Source organism: Ruegeria meonggei, assembly GCF_900172215.1.
GTDB lineage: Bacteria > Pseudomonadota > Alphaproteobacteria > Rhodobacterales > Rhodobacteraceae > Ruegeria > Ruegeria meonggei.
The window spans coordinates 108,216-124,318 of the sequence record NZ_FWFP01000006.1 but is presented as its reverse complement, the minus strand read 5'-3'; the positions used below and the strand labels follow the sequence as shown (position 1 = coordinate 124,318).

General features: G+C 58.3%; 17 protein-coding genes. 7 read left to right on the top strand and 10 right to left on the bottom strand.

Features of this window, described 5'->3' with window-relative positions; all coding sequences use genetic code 11:
- Positions 1 to 91: 91 nt before the first annotated feature.
- From RUM8411_RS11710 to RUM8411_RS11685, 7 genes are all read left to right on the top strand, one after another.
- A complete protein-coding gene (locus tag RUM8411_RS11710; RefSeq protein WP_085822897.1) occupies positions 92 to 1,480 on the top strand; it encodes a 1-acyl-sn-glycerol-3-phosphate acyltransferase in 1,389 nt (462 codons plus the stop codon).
- A gap of 111 nt (positions 1,481 to 1,591) precedes the next feature.
- A complete protein-coding gene (gene ccrA, locus RUM8411_RS11705; RefSeq protein ID WP_085822896.1) occupies positions 1,592 to 2,878 on the top strand; it encodes a crotonyl-CoA carboxylase/reductase in 1,287 nt (428 codons plus the stop codon).
- Positions 2,879 to 3,083: 205 nt separating this feature from the next.
- Entirely contained in the window at positions 3,084 to 3,302 is a 219-nt protein-coding gene (locus RUM8411_RS22525; RefSeq protein WP_143534886.1) for a hypothetical protein, read from the top strand.
- Positions 3,241 to 3,960 carry a helix-turn-helix transcriptional regulator gene (locus RUM8411_RS11700; RefSeq protein ID WP_085822895.1) on the top strand — a complete coding sequence of 240 codons (720 nt, stop codon included), beginning with the start codon at positions 3,241 to 3,243 and terminating at the stop codon, positions 3,958 to 3,960. The genes RUM8411_RS22525 and RUM8411_RS11700 overlap by 62 nt, the downstream gene beginning before the upstream one ends.
- A gap of 84 nt (positions 3,961 to 4,044) precedes the next feature.
- Positions 4,045 to 4,683, top strand: a complete 639-nt coding sequence (locus RUM8411_RS11695; RefSeq protein WP_085822894.1) for an acyl-homoserine-lactone synthase — start codon at positions 4,045 to 4,047, stop codon at positions 4,681 to 4,683.
- A 61-nt stretch (positions 4,684 to 4,744) separates the two neighbouring features.
- A complete protein-coding gene (locus RUM8411_RS11690) occupies positions 4,745 to 6,277 on the top strand; it encodes an ATP-dependent DNA helicase (RefSeq protein ID WP_085822893.1) in 1,533 nt (510 codons plus the stop codon).
- On the top strand, positions 6,274 to 7,002 hold the full coding sequence (locus RUM8411_RS11685; RefSeq protein WP_085822892.1) for an SDR family oxidoreductase: 729 nt from the start codon (positions 6,274 to 6,276) through the stop codon (positions 7,000 to 7,002). The genes RUM8411_RS11690 and RUM8411_RS11685 overlap by 4 nt, the downstream gene beginning before the upstream one ends.
- 3 nt (positions 7,003 to 7,005) lie before the next feature.
- On the opposite strand, the gene RUM8411_RS11680 is transcribed toward RUM8411_RS11685, so the two are convergent.
- The 10 genes from RUM8411_RS11680 to RUM8411_RS11635 form a co-directional block, all read right to left on the bottom strand.
- Entirely contained in the window at positions 7,006 to 7,773 is a 768-nt protein-coding gene (locus RUM8411_RS11680) for a TIGR02186 family protein (RefSeq protein ID WP_085822891.1), read from the bottom strand.
- 2 nt (positions 7,774 to 7,775) lie between these two features.
- Positions 7,776 to 8,696 carry a sulfite exporter TauE/SafE family protein gene (locus RUM8411_RS11675; protein WP_085822890.1) on the bottom strand — a complete coding sequence of 307 codons (921 nt, stop codon included), beginning with the start codon at positions 8,694 to 8,696 and terminating at the stop codon, positions 7,776 to 7,778.
- A gap of 356 nt (positions 8,697 to 9,052) precedes the next feature.
- Positions 9,053 to 10,021: an ABC transporter permease gene (locus tag RUM8411_RS11670; RefSeq protein WP_085822889.1), complete on the bottom strand. Its 969-nt coding sequence runs from the start codon at positions 10,019 to 10,021 to the stop codon at positions 9,053 to 9,055.
- Positions 10,021 to 11,115 (bottom strand): ABC transporter permease, encoded by a 1,095-nt coding sequence (locus RUM8411_RS11665; protein WP_085822888.1) that lies wholly within the window; start codon positions 11,113 to 11,115, stop codon positions 10,021 to 10,023. The genes RUM8411_RS11670 and RUM8411_RS11665 overlap by 1 nt, the downstream gene beginning before the upstream one ends.
- A gap of 1 nt (position 11,116) precedes the next feature.
- Positions 11,117 to 12,646: an ABC transporter ATP-binding protein gene (locus RUM8411_RS11660; RefSeq protein WP_085822887.1), complete on the bottom strand. Its 1,530-nt coding sequence runs from the start codon at positions 12,644 to 12,646 to the stop codon at positions 11,117 to 11,119.
- Positions 12,647 to 12,731: 85 nt separating this feature from the next.
- Positions 12,732 to 13,730 (bottom strand): BMP family lipoprotein, encoded by a 999-nt coding sequence (locus RUM8411_RS11655; RefSeq protein ID WP_085823037.1) that lies wholly within the window; start codon positions 13,728 to 13,730, stop codon positions 12,732 to 12,734.
- 159 nt (positions 13,731 to 13,889) lie between these two features.
- Positions 13,890 to 14,303 carry a GNAT family N-acetyltransferase gene (locus RUM8411_RS11650; RefSeq protein WP_085822886.1) on the bottom strand — a complete coding sequence of 138 codons (414 nt, stop codon included), beginning with the start codon at positions 14,301 to 14,303 and terminating at the stop codon, positions 13,890 to 13,892.
- Positions 14,300 to 14,887 carry a tRNA (adenosine(37)-N6)-threonylcarbamoyltransferase complex dimerization subunit type 1 TsaB gene (gene tsaB / locus RUM8411_RS11645; protein WP_085822885.1) on the bottom strand — a complete coding sequence of 196 codons (588 nt, stop codon included), beginning with the start codon at positions 14,885 to 14,887 and terminating at the stop codon, positions 14,300 to 14,302. The genes RUM8411_RS11650 and tsaB overlap by 4 nt, the downstream gene beginning before the upstream one ends.
- Complete coding sequence (locus RUM8411_RS11640; protein ID WP_085822884.1) at positions 14,877 to 15,440, bottom strand: NifU family protein; 564 nt, start codon at positions 15,438 to 15,440, stop codon at positions 14,877 to 14,879. Before RUM8411_RS11640 ends, tsaB begins: the two co-directional genes overlap by 11 nt.
- Positions 15,441 to 15,509: 69 nt before the next feature.
- On the bottom strand, positions 15,510 to 16,100 hold the full coding sequence (locus RUM8411_RS11635; RefSeq protein WP_085822883.1) for a 2-hydroxychromene-2-carboxylate isomerase: 591 nt from the start codon (positions 16,098 to 16,100) through the stop codon (positions 15,510 to 15,512).
- Positions 16,101 to 16,103 lie beyond the last annotated feature (3 nt).

Genomic DNA, 16,103 nt, shown 5'->3' with positions numbered 1-16,103 from the left:
GCGCAATTTTCGGGATATGTCAATTCGCTGCGTCGCGGCATATCGGGTTCTTCAGATTGTAGGACGCAGCGTTTGGTGGCAGGGTGCGCAAATGACTCAGACCGTGGAGCTTCCGCTTTGGCTGTTTTTGCTGATCGTGGTGTTTGCTGCGGTCACTCTGGCCTCGCATTTCTTGTTCCCATCGGTGCGCTGGTTCTTTCGCCGTCGCCTTGAACGGGCGGTCAAACGGGTAAACCAACGCCTGCAACGGCCGATACAGCCGTTCAAGCTGGCGCGGCGTCACGATATGATTCAGCGGTTGATCTATGACCCGCAGGTCGGGCAGGCGGTGCAGGCGCATGCGCAAGAAACAGGCATGCCCGAGGCTGTAGCTTTTGAACAGGCGCGCGGCTATGCGCGCGAGATTGTTCCGTCGTTTTCTGCGGTCGCCTATTTCAGCATCGCCATCCGCATGGCCCGGATGCTGAGCAATGCGTTCTACGACGTACGGCTTAGCCATAAAGACGAAGATGCCCTGAAAGGTATCGACCCCGAAGCGACAGTTGTCTTTGTCATGAACCACCGCAGTAACATGGACTACGTGCTGGTCACCTATCTGGCGGCGCGTCAATCGGCATTGTCTTACGCGGTGGGAGAATGGGCCAGAGTCTGGCCTCTCAGCCGTCTGATCCGGGCTATGGGAGCGTATTTCATTCGCCGCAAATCCGGCAGCGATCTATACCGGCAAGTGCTGGCCTGTTACGTGCGACACGCGACCGAGGCCGGGGTGACGCAAGCCATGTTCCCCGAAGGCGGGCTTAGCCTGACCGGTGCATTGGGGCGTCCAAAGCTAGGTCTGCTGAAATACATCATTGATGGCACGTCGGTCGAGGGTAGAGACGTTGTCTTTGTACCGGTTGCATTGAATTATGACCGGGTTCTTGAAGATACGATCCTGACCAAGGCCGCGCTGGGCAACCAAAGACGCTTTCGGGCCCGCATTGGTGTGATCACGTGGTGGATTCTAAAGCAGATCGGTCAGCGATTGATCGGGCGATACAAGCGGTTCGGGATAGCGTCGGTCCGATATGGGCAGCCAATCTCGCTGAATACGTTTCGGGCGGATCATGATCGCAACCTCATGACGGATCTGGCGCGCGAGCTGATTGGGCGTATCGCGGCCGAAATCCCCCTGGTCCCCGGACCCGCTGCCTGCTGGCTGGTACGAGACAAGAGGGAATGGGTCGAAGAAGATCTGGTTGACCTGATTGGCAAGCTGATGCGACGTGACGGAATTTCCGCGGACTCCGGTCCGGTGCCGATACGGGCTGCCATCGATCAACTGGTTGACCGTCGCATCCTGCGGCGCGACGGTGGAAAAATAACTCTGTCTGGTCAAAGAGTTGACCTGTTGGATTATTATGCGGCGTCAGCGCCATTGAATGAAACCCTCGTGATTGCTGCGACCGCAAAGGAAATTTCTGCACCTGCTGGGTCATAAAATTACAAAATGGCATCAAAATCAGTTGCAATATTTCTTCTCGGCCCATATTCCATCGAATAGGCAAGCGATTCTGCATCGCGGCAAACGTTTAAAGCAAAGGAGGCCAATATGGCTCTGGACACCGACAGCGGCATCGCGTCGTACGAGGCACCGGAAAAAGACCTCTATGAGATGGGTGAAATCCCTCCGATGGGCTTTGTCCCGAAACAAATGTACGCATGGGCCATCCGCAAAGAGCGCCACGGCGAGCCAAACACGGCCATGCAGCTGGAAGTGGTCGATGTACCCAAGCTGGACAGCCACGAAGTGCTGGTTCTGGTGATGGCCGCTGGCGTGAACTACAACGGCGTCTGGGCGTCGCTGGGTAAACCGATCAGCCCGTTCGACGGCCATGGACAACCGTTCCACATCGCGGGTTCTGATGCGTCCGGCATCGTTTGGGCTGTGGGTGATAAGGTCAAGCGCTGGAAAGTTGGCGACGAGGTTGTGATTCACTGCAACCAGGATGACGGCGATGATGAGGCCTGCAACGGAGGCGATCCGATGTATTCGGACAGCCAGCGCATCTGGGGTTATGAAACCCCCGATGGCTCGTTCGCGCAGTTCACCAATGTGCAGGCGCAGCAGCTGATGCCGCGGCCCAAGCACCTGACCTGGGAAGAAAGCGCCTGTTACACGCTGACACTGGCCACTGCCTACCGGATGCTGTTCGGTCACGAGCCGCATGACCTGAAGCCCGGCCAGAACGTTCTGGTCTGGGGCGCGTCGGGTGGTCTGGGCTCTTACGCGATCCAGCTGATCAATACAGCCGGTGCAAACGCCATTGGTGTGATCTCGGACGAAAGCAAACGTGACTTTGTCATGGATCTGGGTGCCAAGGGCGTTCTGAACCGCAAAGATTTCAATTGCTGGGGTCAGCTGCCGACGGTGAACACTCCGGAATATGCCGACTGGTTCAAAGAGGCCCGCAAGTTCGGCAAGGCCATCTGGGACATCACAGGCAAGGGCAACAACGTTGACATGGTGTTCGAACACCCGGGCGAGAGCACCTTCCCAGTGTCGACATTTGTGGTGAAAAAGGGCGGAATGGTTGTGATCTGTGCCGGGACCACCGGTTACAATCTGACCTTTGACGTCCGCTATATGTGGATGCACCAGAAGCGTCTTCAGGGGTCGCATTTTGCGCACCTGAAGCAGGCGGCGGCCGCAAACCAGCTGATGGTCGAGCGCCGTCTGGATCCCTGCATGTCCGAGGTGTTCTCGTGGAGCGAACTTCCCGAAGCGCATATGAAGATGCTGCGGAACGAACATAAGCCCGGCAACATGTCGGTTCTGGTTCAGGCACCGCGGACCGGAATGCGCACTTTGGAAGAGGTTCTGGAAGCGCGCAGCTAAGCGGCAATAAAATATTTAATTGCACCCGCGAATCGACCATTCGACTCGCGGGTGTTTTCTATTTGGAAGTATCCATTGTAGTTTCAGATACTTACGGATTCTGACCCCCCTATTTTTGGGGAGTAGAAACCAGTGAATAGTTAAAAAAACTATGCACATGTTATGGTTGTGTTAACCCTTCGTTAACCGTTTCGGAGAGACCCTGATGGCGAAAAATGAGTGGATACTGGACGTTTTGTCGGACCTCAACGCCTTCGCGGTTGAGAACGGTTTGATTGCGCTTGCCGAGCAGTTGGATGACACCAAACTGATCGCGGCGGCGGAAATCGCGTCCATGAAGACTGAGGTACGGGCGCCCGCGGATGGGAACAAAACTCGATATGAGCCAGGTCCTGGAGGACTTGGAAAGCACCAGCACGCTTGAAGAATTAAGCACTGTCGCCGTCCGGATTCGCGACAGGCTGCAAATCGAACATCTCATTTACCATTGGGTCGACGGGGCTGGCGAACAATACGGGTATACCACTTATCCCGATGCCTGGGCCGAAGCGTACCGCGAGCGAAATTACCACCGCATTGACCCTGTCATTCTAGGCTGCTTCCAGCGGTTCCATCCTGTTGACTGGAAAACGCTGGACTGGTCCGGCAAGGTGGCCAAAGCCTTTTTGCAGGATGCGCTAAGTCACGGTGTCGGCAATCAGGGTTATTCGATTCCCATCCGTGGTCCAAACGGGCAGTTCGCTTTGTTCACAGTCAATCACACCTGTGACGACGAAACCTGGCAGAGATTCATCGACTCACATGGGCGTGAATTGATTCTGATCGCACATTTCTTCAATCGCAAAGCACTGGAATTCGAACGCAGTCGACGGCCGGATGTTCCGCGGGGACTGTCGCCGCGCGAAGTGGACGCTATGACCCTGCTGGCCTTGGGTTACAGCCGGGCGCAAGTGGCGCATTCGCTCTCAATTTCCGAGCACACGCTTCGAGTTTACATCGAAAGCGCGCGCGCCAAACTTGGAGCGCAGAACACCACCCATGCGATCGCCACAGCCCTGAGCAGAGGATTAATAGTGGTTTAAGGCGCGTCCGCTCTTAAAACGGGAAATTAACCATGACTTCGTACCCCCTTCGTTCTTGCACAGGACGACAAGGGGAAAAAAGTCATGTTGCGCTATTTGTTTGCCGACGAACTGCACAAGTTTCCGGATTTGGCCGAGGGGATGTTTCAGGATCGCGCAGATCAGTTCAAAACCCGGCTGGGCTGGGATGTTCACGTAAACGAGAAAGGGGAAGAGCGGGATCAATATGACGATCTGAACCCTCTCTATGTCATCTGGGAGGAAGAGGATGGCCGCCATGGGGGCTCGATGCGCATCCTGCCGACCACGGGCCCTGTAATGACAAACGAGGTGTTCGGCCACCTGACCGGCGGCCGCCCGATAAACAGCCCGCTGATCTGGGAGGTGACGCGGTTTTGCCTGTCTCGCACGGCCAGCCCTCATACCGCCGGGGCTATCATGCTCAGCGGTGGCGAGGTTATGGAGGGGTTCGGCTTGACCCATATCGCAGGCGTATTTGATGCTCGGATGATTCGAATCTATCGTCTAATCGGATCTTCGCCCGAGGTGCTGGGGGCCGAGGGCACTGGGCGGGATCGGATTTCTGTCGGGCTCTGGCCCTATTCGGCCGCGGATTGTAACCGTGTGGCCGAACGTGCCGGCATCCCGCGAGAGCTGTCGCGACTCTGGTTCAAAACGGCCTTTGGTACTGGTCGACAGCACAGATTTGCGCTGTCGGCGTAGAGGGCGGGAAAACCCAATTCCCTATCTGGCGATAGCTGGCGCGGCCCTGTAGGGTCGCGCTATGTCTTTGCCCCCAGTGACCTTCTCGGACGATCAGGCCGCCGCCTATGACAGCATCTCAGAGATGCTGAAAACCGCCGGTGTCGATCTGGATGATGATGCCCTCTTGAAACTGCCCGGCGCAGGCAAATCCGGCGTCATGGCTGTGATCGGCAAGGCGGGATCCGGCAAAACCTTGTTGCTGGCCGAGCTTTACAAGGCGCTGGCCGAGACCGGCGTGCAGATCGTGTCCGGTGATTTCGAAAGCCGCAAAGCACGAGAAAAACGCAGCCTGGCTATCCTCGCACCCACCAACAAGGCCGCCAGCGTTTTACGCCTTAGGGGTGTGCCCGCGACAACAATTCACCGTATTCTTTACACCCCGGTCTATGACCCCGAATATGAACGGATTGCTGACTGGCTGGCCGGAAACGATGACCGCCCCGAGATCGAAGGGCTGACCGACGAAGCCCTGGACCGCGCGGCCGCGTTTTATGCCAACAACAAGTCGATCCCCGGCGCGCTGGCGGCTGCCGGGTTGCGGGGATCGGATTTCATCACTGGCTGGAAACGCCGGGACGAGCCGCTGGATATCGGCTTTGTAGATGAGGCCTCGATGCTGGATGATCGCCAATTCGAAGACCTGCAGGAAATCTTTCCTACGCTTTTGCTGTTTGGCGATCCGGCGCAGCTGGCGCCGGTCAACCAGTCGGGCAGTATGGTGTTCGAGGCGCTACCGGACCCGCGTAAACTGATCCTGCACCGCGTCCACCGTCAGCAGGCTGACAACCCCATTCTGGACCTCGCGCATGCGCTGGCGGACCCTCAGATGGGGTTCGAGGATTTTGAACGTCTGGTCGAGCAAACCGCAAGGCAGGACGATCGTGTCGTATGGGGGCAACGGGTCGAAGTCGACCTGATGGCGCGTAGCCCGGTTTTGGTCTGGCGCAACGCCACGCGCATTCGTCTGATCCAGGCGTTCCGGAACGTTCATAGCGCACCGGATACCGAACTGCTGGAGGGGGAGCCGCTGATTTGCGACGGTATCGAGCTGCCGCTGAAGCACCGCAAGAAGCGTCTCGACCTCGAGGCGCGCGGGTTGATCAAGGGCGCGCAGGTCGTTTATCTGGGACCTGGACGCAAGCCGGGGTTTTCGCGTTTGCACGTGATCGGCGCCGAGGACCCGCAGGTCAGCGCGGCGTCGATTGTCAAAATCGAAATGCCCGACGAAGAAGAGCCGTTTATTCCCTATGCTGCCCGCATGGGGGCGACTTTTCTGCATGGGGCCGCCGTTACCATCCATAAGGCGCAAGGGTCGCAATGGGACACGGTTCAGGTCTTTGCGCCGGATATCTATGCTGCCGCTCGGATGGGCAGGACAGAGGCTGGGCAACCACTGTGGAAACGGCTGGCCTATGTGGCCATCACCCGCGCGCAGGAGCGTTTGATCTGGGTGGTGCGGAACCGTCTGGCCAAGCCCACCTATCCGCTGCGCGTAGACGACCTGCGGGCCGCACCAGCAGCGTCTCTGACCCTTGAGGCCGAAGAAATATGACTTCCATCATCATCACAGGGGCAAGTTCGGGCATAGGTCGCGCTACGGCCGAGCTGTTTCTGACCGAAGGCTGGACAGTTGGCCTGTTGGCGCGCAGTGCGGACAGGCTGAACGACATGGCCAAGAGCCACCCAAACGCGATTCCACTGGTGGCGGATGTGACGGACCCTGATGCGGTCCTAACCGCCTTTTCAACCTTTCAGGAAACAGCCGGTCACCTGGACGTGCTGTTTAACAACGCAGGGATATTTGCGCCCGGTGGCACTATTGACGAGATCGCATTGGAGGACTGGTACAACAGCGTCAACGTGAACCTGAACGGCATGTTCCTGTGTGCGCGCGAGGCGTTTCGGATCATGCGCCACCAAACGCCGCAGGGTGGGCGCATCATCAATAACGGCTCGATAGCTGCTTATGTGCCGCGTCCGAACTCGGTGCATTATTCGGCCACCAAACATGCCATCACCGGCCTGACGCGCAGCCTGTCGCTGGACGGGCGGGATTTCGGCATCGCCTGTGGTCAGATTGACATCGGTAATGCGCGCACGCCGATTGTGCAGAGCTTGGTCGACGCCGCCAAGGCCGCTGGTCAGCAGCCCGATCCGACCATGGCAGTGGAAGACGCAGCGCGTTCGGTCTTGCATATGGCCAATTTGCCGCCTGAGGCCAACGTGCAATTCATGACTGTGATGGCCACCACGATGCCCTATATCGGTCGCGGATAGCAGTTACTTCTCACGCAGCAGCCTGAAGGCCGTGGATGCACTCCAACCTGCCGCAATTGCAATAACCAGCGACATCAGGCCGTACCAGACGGGTTGCTGGCGGGACATGTTGTACAGAAACCTTTCCAATCCAACCTTGCGGACGTCGATGGTAGTTTCGAACTGCGAAACAACCATCTTGCCGCGCGTCAGGTAGATGCGCGCGACGTAATCCCCTTCGGTTAGGTCAGCGGGCATCGCAATCGAGGTCCGGAACAGGGTCTGCTCGTCTACAGCAACGGTGTTTTCGCGGATCGAATAAAGACCTTCATCCTCGCGGATACGCACTACAGCGTCTGCAAAGTTCTGCGCGCCCCGGATATGCATCGCTGCCCCGACCGAGCGGATGGCACGCTCGATGGATATCCGATAGCGCAGGTCCTCGGTGCCCGACAGGATTGCCTCAAGGGGCGCGCTGGTCGCGACAGCGTAAAAACTGGGGGCAAGGTCGACAAGCACGCTGTCGGTGTTGACCCAGATGCCCAGTTTCCGCTCTTTGCGGCGTACGGTTACAGGGCTCGAAGGTCCGGCTACAGCTACAATGACCTCAAGTGGGGGACCCGGTGGGATAGGGGCTTCACGCTTGATGGCGCCAAAAATCAGAATTTCCGAGCCGTCGAAATTGGCCGTTATAGCAACCCGGTCCTGGCTGAGCCCCAGCACGACCTGTTCCTCAACCGCCAGCGCGGGAGTGCAGCACAGTGCCAGCAGGGCAATCAGGCGTTTCAGCATGATCAGTGCCCCCCGTCTCTGCCAAGCGAGTAGAGCTCGGACGGTTCAAGCAGCAAATCCAACGCCAGCTTGCCGCAGACCACAAGAACCAAGGCCGCCAGAAGCACCCGGAGCTGTTCTGCTGGCATCCTTGCTCCGATCACCGTGCCGATCTGTGCGCCAATGACGCCGCCCACCAGCAGCAGAACGGCCAGAACGATGTCGACCGTATAGTTCGTGGTAGCGTGCAGCATCGTGGTGAAGGCGGTGACGAAGATGATCTGAAACAGCGAGGTCCCGACAACAACCTTGGTGGGCATACCCAACAGGTAGATCATCGCCGGCACCATTATGAACCCTCCGCCGACACCCATGATCGCGGACAGAACCCCGACACACAGCCCCACCAACATCGGTGGGATGACCGAGATATAAAGGCCTGAGGTGCGAAAGCGCATCTTGAAAGGCATCGAATGAACCCAGCCGCGCTGGCGCCGTTTTGCTGGCCCCGCCGTGCCTTTGCGGGACTTGCGCAGGGCGTTCACGCTTTCGATGAACATCAGGCCGCCGACGACACCCAGAAAGACCACATAGCAAAGCGTCACCAGCAGATCGACCTGGCCCAGGCTTTTAAGATAATTGAACACAACCACCCCGAGGGCAGCACCTATCAACCCTCCGGTCAACAGGACCGTCCCCATCCTCAGATCCACCGTCTTTCGTCGGAAATGCGCCAGCACGCCGGAAAAGGATGAGGCAACGATCTGATTGGCCTCGGTTGCAACGGCGACGGCTGGTGGGATGCCAATGAAGAACAACAGCGGCGTCATCAGAAATCCGCCCCCGACGCCGAACATGCCCGACAGGATGCCAACCATGCCCCCCAGCCCCAACAGCAAAAAGGCGTTTACGGAAACTTCGGCGATGGGAAGGTAAATTTGCATGATGGACTATGTATTGAGGCCAGATGCATTGCGCCCTGCAATACGGCTTGCCTCAGAAAGATATGGTTTGGCTTGAGCGCGGCGAACAGCGGTGAACCCGCTGTGCCACACGGTGAAGGACTGTCGATCGTGCGATTTAAACCGCTGACCCTTGATCAGTTGGTACGGTCGAATGCGTTGTTTTGACTGAATTGCAAGGCAACACTGCGGCTCCGGCACCCCGGCAAGCTGTGTTCCGAGGCGGGCTATTGCAGGAAACATACGCATACCCCTTTAGAGCGGTTGCCGCATGCAAAATCAACTCTGCATGCGGCGGCGCAGCGAACAGGACTGAAAGGAGTTCGAAACTGGACCTATCAGCGTTCTTTCACATAAGGCTCGCCCCCCGCCCGTGGCGGGATGGCTTTGCCCACGAATCCGGCCAGAATGACAACTGTCAGGATATAGGGCAGGGCGTCCATGACCTGCACCGGAATGACCACGCCGCCCAGATCGATGTTCTGGAACCGAAGCGCCACAGCTTGAAGCAAACCAAACAGCAAGCAGGCGCCCATAGCATGCCACGGTCGCCATTTCGCAAAGATCAGCGCGGCCAGCGCGATGAACCCACGTCCGGCCGTCATTTCCTTAACGAACCCGGCCTGCAATGCGGTGGCCAGATAGGCCCCGGCAATACCGCAGAGAACGCCGCAGATGGCAACAGCAGCGAATCGCAAGCCAACTACGGACACACCAGCCGTATCCACAGCCGCCGGATTTTCACCCACAGCGCGCAGGCGCAGGCCAAACCGGGTCCGATACAGAACCCACCAGGTCAGCGGCACCATCAGGAATGCGACATAGACCAGGATCGAGTGACCGGACAACAGTTCGGCATAGATTGGCCCGATGATCGGCACGTTGCTCAGTGAGTCGGCAAAGGGAAAGGTGATCGGCTCGAATCGCCCCCCACCAAACAAAGAGGGCGTGCGACCTCCTTGTTTGAACCAGCTTTGCGCGATCAGTACGGTCAGGCCCGACGCAAGGAAGTTGATCGCAACCCCTGAAATCAGCTGATTTCCCCTGAAGGTGATCGAGGCCAGCCCGTGCAAACCGGACAGAACCAGCGAAGAGGCGATGCCAGCCAACAGCCCCAGCCAGACCGAGCCCGTCACCGCCGCAACAGCTGCCGAAAAGAAGGCCGCCATCAGCATCTTGCCTTCCAGCCCGATGTCGAAAATACCCGCGCGTTCCGAATAGAGCCCAGCCAGACACGCCAGCAGCAACGGGGTGGCCAGACGAACAGTCGAGTCGAGAACCTGGATGAGTGTTATGAAAAACTCCATCACTCGGCCTCCTTCCGCAAGCTGAGAAACAGCTTTTCAAGCGGCATCCGAACCATGTTGTCCAACGCCCCGGTGAACAGGATCACCAGCGCCTGAATAACAACGATCAATTCGCGCGGGATCGACGTCCATAGCGCCAGTTCGGCACCGCCCTGATAAAGGAATCCGAACAGGATCGCCGCCAGGAACACTCCGAAGGGATGTGACCGGCCCATCAGCGCAACAGCAATCCCGATGAACCCGGCCCCTTCGGTCGAATTCAGAACCAGCCGTTCGGCTTCACCCATCACGTTGTTGGTGGCCATCAACCCCGCCAGCGCGCCTGAGATCAACATGGCGATGATGGTGATACGCACCGGCGAAATCCCTGCATAGACCGCACCGGTTTCGGAATGACCGTAGGCGCGCAGCTCATATCCCAGCCGGGTCCGCCAGATCAGAGCCCAGACGACAAAGCAGGCCAGAATGGCCACAAAGAACGAAATATTCGCAGGCGCCCCCCGAAAGACGATGTTCTCAGCAGTCGAGAACATGGACTGGAAGGTCGGCAGATGCACCGCCTCGGGGAAACGTGCCGTCGCCGGGTCTTGCGAGCCCTGAGGCCGCATCACATTGACCAGCATGTAATTCAGAAGGGCGGCGGCGATGAAGTTGAACATGATTGTCGTAATCACGATATGACTGCCGCGCTTGGCCTGCAGATAGGCCGGGATTGCAGCCCAGGCCGCCCCAAAGATCATCGACGCGGCGCAGGCGGCCAGCAAGGCGATGCTCCAATGGGGCCAAGGCACATACAGGCAAACGATGGCAACGCCGAGCCCGCCCAGCATCGCCTGACCCTCGCCCCCGATATTGAACATGCGGGCGTGGAATGCCACCGCGACGGCCAACCCGGTGAACATGAAATTGGTCGCGTAATAGAGGGTATAGCCCCAGCCATAGGTCGATCCCAACGCGCCGGTAACCATCAGGTTCACCGCCTCAATCGGGTTTTCCCCAATGGCGAGGATCACCAGAGCGGACAGGATAGTGGCCAACAGAAGGCTGATCAGCGGGATCAGAACGACATCGGCCCATTTGGGCATTTTTTCCATGTTACGCGGCCTCTCCCGCAACACCGGCCATCAGCAGGCCCAGTTCTTTTTCGTCTGTTTCATGGGGCAGGCGTTCGCCCATGACATGTCCGTCAAACATCACCGCGATCCGATCTGAAAGTGAGAAGATCTCTTCCAGCTCGACCGAAACCAGCAGGATCGCCTTACCCTGATCGCGCAGCGCGACGATCTGTTTGTGAATGAATTCGATGGCGCCGATATCGACCCCGCGGGTTGGTTGACCAACCAGCAACAGATCGGGGTTCCGCTCAATCTCGCGGGCGACGACGATCTTTTGCTGGTTACCACCCGAGAAGCTCTTGGCTGCCAGCCAGGCATCGGGGGGGCGCACGTCGAATTTTTCGATCTTGGCCTCGGTGTCGGCGCGCAGGGCGGCGTTGTCCATAAAGATGCCGCGTTGATAGGCCGGGTCGCGATGATAGCCGAAGGCCACGTTTTCCCAGGCATGGAAATCCATGATCAGACCTTCGCGCTGCCGGTCCTCGGGTACGTGGGCAATGTGCTGCGCGCGCCGCGCCTGACCGTCCGAGCCTGCACCGCTGAGCGCCAATGGCGCGCCGTTCAGCCGGATGGTGCCCTGACCCGGACGCATCCCGCCCAGAACTTCCAGCAACTCCGACTGGCCGTTGCCAGCAACGCCCGCGATGCCAAGGATCTCGCCAGCGCGGACGTTCAGGTCGATGCCTTTGACGCGTTCAACACCCGCCGAATCGAATACCCGCAGGTTTTCGACCTCGAGAATCGGTTTACCAGGCTGTGCGGGCACCTTGTCGACCTGCAGCAGAACCTTGCGACCCACCATCAGCTCGGCCAATTCCTCGGGGCTGGTTTCATTGGTTTTGACCGTTGCCGTCATCTGACCGCGCCGCATGACCGAGACAGTATCGGTGTTCTCCATGATCTCACGCAGCTTGTGGGTGATGACGATGATTGTTTTGCCCTCGGCCCGCAGACGGTCGAGGATGCGGAACAGCTGATCGGCCTCAGCCGGGGTCAGCACACCAGTGGGCTCGTCCAGAATCAGAATCTCGGCCTTGCGATACAGCGCCTTCAGGATTTCGACCCGCTGCTGCATCCCAACGCCGATCTCGTCGATGCGTTTGTCGGGGTCGACGAACAGCTCGTATTCTTCCTCAAGGTCCTTCAACTCTTTGCGGGCCTTGGACAGCGACGGGGCCAGCAAGCCGCCATCTTCGGCCCCCAGAACGATGTTTTCCAAAACGGTGAAGTTTTCAACCAGCTTGAAATGCTGGAACACCATACCGATGCCCGACGCAATCGCGGCTTGGCTGTCAGGGATATCGGTCTTGGTTCCCTTGATCCAGATTTCGCCTTTGTTGGCTTTGTAAAACCCGTAGAGAATGCTCATCAACGTGGATTTGCCCGCACCGTTTTCACCGATGATCCCGTGGATCGTGCCGGGGGCGACGCTGATGGAAATGTCTTTGTTGGCCTGAACCGGCCCAAAGGCTTTGGAAATCCCTTTGAGCTCAATGGCGGGGACGGTCATGTCTTGTCCTCAATTGCCGAAAGGGCCGCAGTTGGAAACGCGGCAAAGTGGAAACGAGGCGGGGATACCCCCGCCCCGCGTGATATCAGAACTGCAGTGCCGGGCAGCTGTCGTTCTCGTAATAGCTGACAACAGAGACGTTACCGTCGATGATGTCCTGACGGGCCTTGTCGACCGCTGCTTTCATGTCATCGGACACGAGGGCTGCGTTGTTGTCGTCCATCGCAACGCCAACGCCATCCTGGGCCAGACCCATGGTGAACACACCGGTTTCGACGTTGTCACCTGCGCTCATTGCTTCAAACACGGCAACATCCACACGTTTCAGCATCGAGGTCAGAACCTTGCCGGGGTGCAGGTGGTTCTGGTTGCTGTCCACGCCGATCGACAGGATGCCTTCGTCAGCCGCAGTCTGCAGAACGCCAACGCCGGTACCGCCAGCTGCGGCATAGACAACGTCAGCGCCCTGGCTGATCTGCGCCTTGGTCAGTTCAGAACCCTTAACCGGGTCGTTCCACGCTGCAGGTGTCGTGCCGGTCATGTTGGCAACGACGTTGATGTCCGGGTTCACGGCCTTGGCGCCTTGCGCATAGCCACAGCCAAAGTGACGGATCAGCGGAACATCCATCCCACCAATAAAGCCGACAGTGCCTGACTCTGAGGCCATAGCGGCCATCATACCAACCAGATACGACCCTTCATGTTCGGCAAAGCCAACCTGACGCACATTCGGTGCGTCCAGCCATGTCACGTCGATCACAACAAAGGTTGTGTCCGGGTAATCAGAGGCAACGGCGCTCAGCGGGTCGGCCATACCGAAGCCCATGGTGATGATCGGGTTTGAACCTGCCTCGGCAAACCGACGCAGGGCCTGTTCGCGCTGCGCTTCGGATTGCATTTCAATCTCGCGATAGGTGCCACCGGTTTCCTCGGCCCAACGCGACGCGCCGTTATGGGCCGCTTCGTTGAACGATTTGTCGAACTTGCCACCCAGGTCAAAGATCAGTGCTGGATCAGCCAAAGCAGCGCCAGCAGTCAGCGCGACGGTGGCGGCAGCACCCATCAAGGATTTCATCAGGGTCATTTGATACTCCCGTTTGTTATTATTGGTCGGGGCCAAGATAGCCCCGTTTACCCACTGTGAGCGAGCATAACTGTTGTGATGGCGGGAATTAAGGACGTTTGCAACAGCCGTGGTCAACTGATTTTTGACCATATGGTCGAAAAATTTCGGCCAAAAGATTCAGCGCAGACTGCGCTCCATTAAAATAGCATCGATTTTGCGATCGTTTTCAATTAGATAATATGCCTTGCGCCGCCCGCATGGCGCGTACCCAAAACGTTCGTACAGCGCGATTGCCGGGTGATTGTTGGCGGCAACGTCTAGGAAGGCGCGGGTGGCGCCCAATTCCTGGGCTTTTTCATGCCAGTCCTGCATAAGTAGCGACGCCAAACCCTGACGCTGAACGCCGGGGTGGGTTGCGATTGTCAGCAATTCAGCCTCGTCCGCGATGACCTGAAACAGTGCGAAAGACTGCTCTTTTTCAACAAGATGAGAAAAACGATTGGACAACAGGCTTGCGAATTCATCTGCGGTCCAAGGGCGCGACTGGGTAAAGGCCGCCGTATGGATATGTGCAAGATCCTGCGGTGTCATTCGTCCAGCAATACCGGAGGTGAATCCTTGGATGGGGCGGCATCTGCAGGCTGGACATAAAGCGGGGCCGGAGGTTCGGACACTGTCTGCCAGCCGAGCGCAGCGACCCGGGCGATAGCCCGAACCTGCGCATCTGGGTCATCGTTCAGAATCAAGGGCCCGAGTGATTCTGCGTCTGCCTGCGCCATCAACACCGGTTCCTGAGCTGGCAGCGCGACATAGACGTGTTCGCGGGGTGCGCGGATCGCAGGCAGGCCGTCCTTGGCCATATTGGACAACGCGTCAAATCCGGAAACACCCACGGCGGGAATTCCAAGCCCCAGGGCCAGACCTCGCGCCGCAGAAACCGAAATACGGATGCCGGTGAAATTGCCCGGTCCGATGCCGACACCGATGGCGGTAAGGTCGTCCCAGGTGCACCCGGTATCGGTTAACAGGTCCTGGATCAGGGGCATCAGCCGCTCGGCTTGTCCGCGCGACATGGGTTCGACCCGAGATGCGGCGATGGTGTCACCCCGCAACAAAGCGGCCGCGCAATGCGCGGCCGATGTATCAAACGCCAGAATGATCGGGTCAGACGGCAACAGGGCGAACCTCTGTCACTTCGGGGATGTAGTGGCGCAGCAGGTTCTCGATCCCCATCTTCAGCGTCAGGGTCGAGGACGGGCAGCCCGCGCAGGCACCCTGCATGTGCAGGTAAACAACACCTCGGTCAAAGCCATGGAATGTGATGTCACCGCCGTCCTGGGCCACTGCTGGACGCACGCGGCTGTCCAGCAGGTCTTTGATCTGGTTGACAATTTCAGAATCCTCGCCCGTATGTTCGGCATGACCCGAGGCGGTTTCCACACCCGCACCCATCACTGGCTGACCGGATTGGTAATGCTCCATCACTGCGCCCAGAATGGCGGGCTTGATGTGGTCCCACTGCACGTCGTCCGATTTGGTCACGGTCACGAAGTCGTTGCCAAAGAATACGCCCGTGACGCCGCTGACCGCAAAGATACGCTTGGCCAGAGGTGATTTCTCTCCGGCGTCCGGTGTTGGGAAATCCGCCGTGCCCGCTTCCAGCACGGTCTGGCCGGGCAGGAATTTCAACGTTGCCGGGTTCGGCGTGGATTCGGTCTGGATGAACATGGCGCAGCTCCGTTTCAGTTGCATCTGATATGCGGGTCCGCGCCGGGGAAGTCAAGATTTGGAATCATTCTAAATAGTGGAAGCCATCATTATTGCGTCATCCAACCGGTCATCGCCCCAATAAAGCGCATCCCCGACCACAAAGCTGGGCGCGCCGAACAGGTCTTTGCTTTGGGCGGTACTCGTCTGCTCAATCAGTGCTGCCTTAATCGCGGGATCCTGAGTACGGGCTAGCGCTTCGACGGGCAGTCCCACCGAGGACAGGCAATCACCCAGCACCGCATCATCCGAGATATTCAGGCCATTACCGAATTCAGCAGAATACACGGCGCGAACAAACGCAGCCTTTCGGACCGGGTCTTGGATCGCCAGAACCATTCGGGCTGCCTTCAGGCCATTCTGGGGAAACGGGTCTGGCCGTTTGAAGGGCAGGCCGCGCTGGGCGGAAAGACGTTCCATGTCACGCCACATGTAGCGGCCCTTGGCGGGGTACAGGTTAAATGGCGAATTGTCCCAGCCCTGTGCCGCAAAAATCGGCCCCAGCAGGAAAGGCTGCCAGTCCACCGAAACACCGTGCTGCACTGCCAGTTCTTCGATGCGCATCGCGCTCAGGTAGGAGTAGGTCGAGGCAAACTCGAACCAGAATTGAATGCGCGGCATTGT